Consider the following 6,263-nt stretch of genomic DNA (forward strand, 5'->3'; position numbering starts at 1 on the left):
TGCGCTTCCGAAGCCCAGGAGCGCACGCGGCGGATGCCCGTGCGAATTCTTTCACAGTCTCTCCAGCGTGGGAACGCCGTCTTGTCCGCTCCAGCGGACCGTGTCCCTCTGTGCCGACCTGGACCGGCTTACCTGATCGCTTGTCGACGCTGGAGCGTCGGGATTTGCTCCCACGCTGGAGCGTGGGAGCCAGCAGTATCAATCGAAACTAAGTACTAGTGAGATATGCGGGCTAGATATTGGGCGGTCATTCCCGCGGCTGGGGTCGGCCGCCGGATGGGGGCATCGGTTCCCAAGCAATACCTGGATCTGGCCGGTCGTCCCGTCATCGAGTGGTCCTTGGGGCTTTTTTTGGAGCATCCGCAAATCTCGGGGGTCTCCATTGCCCTGGACCCAGGGGATAGGTTCTGGCCCCGCACGGCCTTCGCCGACCATTCCCGGGTCCGGCGGGTGGACGGGGGGGGCGAGCGTTGCCACTCGGTGCTCAACGCCCTCCACCTTCTGGCCCAGGAAGCGGACGCGGCGGATTGGGTCCTGGTGCATGACGCGGCCAGGCCCTGTCTGCGCCGGGATGACCTGGACCGGTTGCTGGCTACCTTGCCGGACCATCCGGTGGGCGGCCTCCTGGGGGTGCCCGTGCGGGACACCATGAAGCAGGCCACGGAGGATGGTGCAATAGGCCGCACCGTTCCCCGAGATGCCCTCTGGCACGCCTTTACCCCCCAGGTGTTTCGGCTTGGCCTCCTGCGCCGGGCCCTGCGCACGGCCCTGGACCAGGACCGCCTGGTTACGGACGACGCCGCTGCCGTGGAGCTGCTGGGACTGGAGCCCATGCTGGTCGAAGGCCACGCCGACAACATCAAGATTACGCGACCGGAGGACCTGCCGTTGGCGGATTTCTATCTCCGGCAGCAGGGGCGTCTGCACCGTGAACGATGAATGTCAACAGCCCCTCATACCGGTTCGGATCGGGCAGGGCCTGGACGCCCACCGCTTCGAGTCCGGGCGACCGCTGGTTCTCGGGGGGATTCGGATCGAGCACGACCAGGGGCTCGCCGCCCACTCGGACGGCGATGTGGTCATCCACGCCCTCTGCGATGCCTTGCTGGGCGCCGCCGGTCTGGGGGACATCGGCCGCTGGTTTCCTGACCATGAAGACCAATACGCCGGCATCGACAGCCGCGTCCTGCTGCGGCGGGTAATGGATGCCCTGAGCGAACGCGGATTCGGCATGGGCAATGCGGACCTGACCATCGTTGCCCAACATCCCAGGCTCGCGCCCTACATCGCAGCCATGACTGAGGTCCTGGCCGCGGATCTGTGCTGTCCGGTGGAGTGGGTCAATGTGAAGGCGACCACCACGGAACGCATGGGCTTCACAGGTCGCGGCGAGGGGATTGCCGCCTTCGCGGTCGTTCTTCTCACCGAGTCCTGAAATCCATTCATGTATCTTGGATCGCAAAGACGCGATCATGCTAGATTGACGTTGATATAGCGTCGGAAAAATAGATGTCGGTCCATTCCATCTGTTGGCAATATAGACGACCTAATAGGTCCGGTTACGCTTTGCGTTAGGTCTCACAAGCCCCTGGTTGCGACATGGTAGTATTGTTTCTTTTCCATAACTGAGGAAACCTCCATGAAAAAGGAAGTAATCACGAAATTGCATTCTAATTTTGAGCACATCGTCAAAGTGGAAGATGAAACTGGCGTGGAATTCTGGTTGGCACGCGACCTGCAAGATCTTCTTGGTTACGCTAGGTGGGAGAATTTTATCAAAGTTGTTTCGAAAGCGAAAACATCTTGTATAACCGCAGGTTACGATGCTGACGACCATTTTCTTGATGTCACGAAAATGGTTACCCTCGGGTCCGGTGCTCAACGGGAGATCGCCGATGTCGCGCTTACCCGGTATGCCTGCTACCTGATCGCACAAAACGGGGATCCATCAAAAGACGAAATTGCATTTGCACAAACATATTTCGCAGTACAAACCAGAAAACAGGAGCTAATTGAAAAACGCAGCGCAGAAGTAGAGAGACTTGACGCAAGAAAACGGCTCACTGCTTCCGAGAAAGAATTGTCTGGGATTATTTTCGAGAGGGTTGGGGACCAGAAAAGCTTTGGTCGCATACGGAGTAAAGGGGATACAGCTTTGTTTGGAGGGATGAACACGAAGGACATGAAGCGCAAGCTAAATATGCCAGAAAATAGAGCCTTGGCAGATTTCTTACCCATGATAACTATTAAAGCTAAAGATTTTGCTAACGAGATTACAAACTTCAATATCAAACGTGACGACTTAGCAACGGAGCACGAAATTACTGGAGAGCACGTCAGTAACAATCGAGACGTGAGAGATCTGCTAGGCAAGCGAAACATAAAACCCGAACTTCTACCACCAGAAGAAGACGCAAAGAAAGTAGAACGTAGGCTTGCAACAGAAGAAAAGAAGTTACCGAAAAGCGTTGATTCTTTTGAAAGCATTGATAACTCAAAGCGCACTAATCGGAAGTCTGAGAAAAGAGCAGCCAAGCGTATAACAAAGGGCTCCAAGAAACGCTGGCGCTATCGCGCCTCCCCAGAGCCCAAACGTTAGCCTTCAACATATAGGTTCCTACTATGGCAATATTGAACTTATCGGATCTTGTAAAGCACTCGGATGATCATCACTATAAATTGCCCGCTATTAACGTGCAATCATTGTCAGTATTGAAAGGTGCGGTTGCATGGGCTAAGAAACACGATATTCCATTCGTAGTGACAATCGATGGATCCCAGGTCGAAAACGGGTTAATTCCGTCGATTGAGGAATTGCTGAGAAAAGAGGATGTAGCGTCGTCTTTCGTAGCAAGAAGGATATCTGATAAGAGTCAGGCTGTCGAGGCATTACGGGGGGGATGCCAAGCGCTGTTTTTGGAGAATAATTGCAATGAACAAGATAAGCTGGAGATAGAACGGACTGCGAACTCCTGTGGGGTTGTCAGCAAACCGGAAGAGTCTATTGCAATCGATTTTTCGGAAATAGATAATATTGTTGAATTTGGTTCATTGGTGAAAGAGATCGAGAACGTGAGCACCTGGAATCAGTTGGAAGCGGCCGTAACAAACTCGGTTATCGATTCATTGTCAAAAATCGTTGACCAGGTAGACGCGACAGGATTGGCGGTTGATGCAAAAAGTAAATGCAAAATATATGCACCAATAGAACACCTGATTATTTACAATTCGAGCGTAAGCGACGAGCAAACGAGGAAAACGGCACAAACGGGCACCGCGGTTTTGGATAATATTCCAGGAGTCAGAGCTACTTGGAGCGGTGAATCGGTCGAGCCAAATGCCAAATATCGATGGTGTTGGTTAATAAGATTCGCCAATGAATCCGTGATTACATCTTATCGAGATCATCCTGAGCATATTGCATACGCAAATGAGCAATTTCGTCCAATAGCCGACGACAGAATAAGTATAGATTACGTCCTATTTGGCCCTGAAAATAGTATTAATAACTCGAACGTTGAGGTCGATGAGCCTGTGGCTGTCGCAAACCCTTGACTTCCAGGCGAGACCACCTCGAGATACAGCTCGTGCCTACCGGTGAATGATGACTGTTCGCCGGCCCCACAGATGACGGACATCCCCACCTACAACCACGAGGGCTTGGAGCGGATGCCGCTCCATGTGTTCAGCGAGAAGGCGTACCTGGACTACTCCATGTATGTCATCCTGGACCGAGCCTTGCCCCATGTGGGCGACGGTCTCAAGCCGGTCCAGCGGCGCATCCTCTACGCCATGTCCGAGCTGGGGTTGGCGGCCACCGCCAAGTTCAAGAAATCCGCCCGTACCGTGGGCGATGTGCTGGGCAAGTTTCACCCCCACGGCGACACCGCCTGCTACGAGGCCATGGTGCTCATGGCCCAAGCCTTCTCTTACCGCTATCCGCTCGTGGACGGCCAGGGTAACTGGGGCTCGCCGGACGATCCCAAATCCTTCGCCGCCATGCGCTACACGGAGGCGCGCCTGGCGCCCTATGCCGAGGTCCTGCTCGCCGAGGTGGGACAGGGCACGGTGGATTGGCAGCCCAACTTCGACGGCACCCTCCAGGAACCCAAGTTGTTGCCGGCGCGGCTGCCGAACCTGCTGCTCAACGGCGCCACCGGCATTGCCGTCGGCATGGCTACGGATATTCCCGCGCACAACCTGCGGGAGGTGGCCGCCGCCTGTATCCATCTGCTGGAGCGTCCCGACGCCACGGTAGCGGAGCTGATGGCCCATGTTCCGGGGCCCGACTACCCGACCGCGGCGGAGATCGTCACCCCGCCGGAGGAGCTCGTGCGCCTGTATGAGAGCGGCGTCGGCAGCATCAGGCTGCGCGCCCGCTACGAACTGGAGCATGGGGACATCGTGATCATCGCATTGCCCTACCAGGTCTCGGGCAACCGCATCATGGAGCAGGTAGCGCAGCAGATGCAGGCCAAGAAGCTACCCATGATCGAGGACCTGCGGGATGAGTCCGATCACGAGTCCCCGACCCGCCTGGTCATCGTCCCCCGCTCGCAGCGGGTGGACGTGCCGCGGCTTATGTCCCACCTGTTTGCCACCACCGACCTGGAGCGTACCTACCGGGTCAACATGAACACGATCGGACTCAACGGCCGGCCGCGGGTCATGAACCTGCGCGAGATCCTGGCGGAGTGGCTCAGCCATCGCACCGAGACGGTGCGCCGCCGGCTACGGCACCGGCTGGACCAAGTACTCGACCGCCTGCATCTGTTGGCGGGCCTGATGATCGCCTTCCTCAACCTTGACGAGGTGATCCGCATCATCCGCACCGAGGACGCGCCCAAGACGGTGCTGATGGCCCGTTTCGCGCTCACGGACGCCCAGGCCGAGTACATCCTCAATACCCGCCTGCGCCACCTCGCTCGCCTGGAGGAGATGAAGATCCGTGCCGAACAGGCGACGCTGGCCGAGGAGCGCGACCGATTGCAGAAGATCCTCGGCAGCGAACGGCTGCTCAAGCAGCTCATCGGCGAGGAGATCCGGCAAGATGCGGACAAATACGGCGACCAGCGCCGCTCGCCCCTGGTGCAGCGCGGTATCGCCCTAGCCCTGGACGAGACCGAGCTCGCCCCCAGCGAGCCGGTGACGGTAGTCCTGTCGGAGAAGGGCTGGGTGCGTGCGGCCAAGGGCCACGAGATCGACCCCAAGGGCCTGGGCTACAAGGCCGGGGATGCCTATCTGGGCGCGGTCCGGGTGCGCAGCAACCAACCCGTGGTCTTTCTCGACGCCACCGGCCGCAGCTACTCGCTGCCGGCCCACACTTTGCCTTCGGCACGGGGACAGGGCGAACCCCTGACCGGACGTCTGGCGCCGCCCAAGGGCATCGATTTCATTGCAGTGCTAGGCGGCGAGCCCGAGGCCAAATATCTACTCGCCTCCGATGCCGGCTATGGCTTTATCGTCACCCTGCGGGCCCTGTACGCCAAGCCCAAGGCGGGCAAGGTCGTACTCACCCTGCCCGCGGGTGCCGAGGCCCTGTCCCCGGTGCCGGTGCTGAACCTGCGCGGCGACCGCTTGGCGGCGGTCACCAACAGCGGACACCTGCTGGTGTATCCCGTCTCCGAACTGCCCGAGCTGCCCCGGGGCAAGGGCAACAAGATCATCGGCATCCCGGCGGCCAGATCCAAGGCGCGCGAAGAATATCTCGCCGCCCTAGCAGTTGTCCCCGAGGGTGCCGCACTCACTATCCGTTCCGGCAGGCGCCACTTCACCCTGAAGCCGACCGATCTGGATATCTACCAAGGAGAGCGAGGCCGGCGGGGGAAGCTGTTGCCCCGGGGCTTCCAGCGCGTCGAGTCGGTGGAAGTCGTTTGCTAGCGGGTGATGTTCTAACCTTGTTGTTGTCGGGTATAGGACGCCTTGAAAAATTCCCTCCCCAGGATCTTGCAAGGTGCCCTACAAAGCAAAACTACTCAATCACGCGAATCTGCATTCGCGTTGATTCGCGTAATTCGTCGTTTTTCTCCCGTTGGGGTTCGTTCCTTAGAGGCTGTCTAAAAATTAAGATACTGATTTTAGGGCATAAAATCTGAAAATTTCACGCTCGTTCCCACGCTCCAGCGTGGGAACGGCAGCTTGTCCGCTCCAGCGGACGCAGCTCTTCTGTGCTGATCGGCGTTGGCGGTTAGCCTACCGAGGCGCTTAATCGACGCTGGAGCGTCGGGATTTGCTCCCACGCTGGAGCGTGGGGAGCCAGCCGA

Annotated in this window: 5 protein-coding genes; all 5 read left to right on the forward strand. The window is 57.9% G+C overall.

Annotated features, from left to right (window positions below; all coding sequences use genetic code 11):
* Window positions 1-225: 225 nt before the first annotated feature.
* The 5 genes from ispD (at window position 226) to parC (ending at window position 5,880) form a co-directional block, all read left to right on the forward strand.
* On the forward strand, window positions 226-939 hold the full coding sequence (gene ispD / locus BQ17_RS02210) for a 2-C-methyl-D-erythritol 4-phosphate cytidylyltransferase (RefSeq protein WP_089724099.1): 714 nt from the start codon (window positions 226-228) through the stop codon (window positions 937-939).
* Complete coding sequence (gene ispF, locus BQ17_RS02215) at window positions 929-1,435, forward strand: 2-C-methyl-D-erythritol 2,4-cyclodiphosphate synthase (RefSeq protein ID WP_305118696.1); 507 nt, start codon at window positions 929-931, stop codon at window positions 1,433-1,435. Before ispD ends, ispF begins: the two co-directional genes overlap by 11 nt.
* Window positions 1,436-1,639: 204 nt before the next feature.
* Window positions 1,640-2,599, forward strand: coding sequence for a DNA damage-inducible protein D (gene dinD / locus BQ17_RS02220; protein WP_089724100.1), 960 nt, complete (start codon window positions 1,640-1,642; stop codon window positions 2,597-2,599).
* 23 nt (window positions 2,600-2,622) lie between these two features.
* A complete protein-coding gene (locus BQ17_RS02225) occupies window positions 2,623-3,555 on the forward strand; it encodes a Dabb family protein (protein ID WP_089724101.1) in 933 nt (310 codons plus the stop codon).
* 72 nt (window positions 3,556-3,627) lie between these two features.
* Window positions 3,628-5,880, forward strand: coding sequence for a DNA topoisomerase IV subunit A (gene parC / locus BQ17_RS02230; RefSeq protein WP_089724102.1), 2,253 nt, complete (start codon window positions 3,628-3,630; stop codon window positions 5,878-5,880).
* Window positions 5,881-6,263 lie beyond the last annotated feature (383 nt).

Source organism: Candidatus Thiosymbion oneisti (genome assembly GCF_900092655.1).
Lineage (GTDB): Bacteria > Pseudomonadota > Gammaproteobacteria > Chromatiales > Chromatiaceae > Thiosymbion > Thiosymbion oneisti.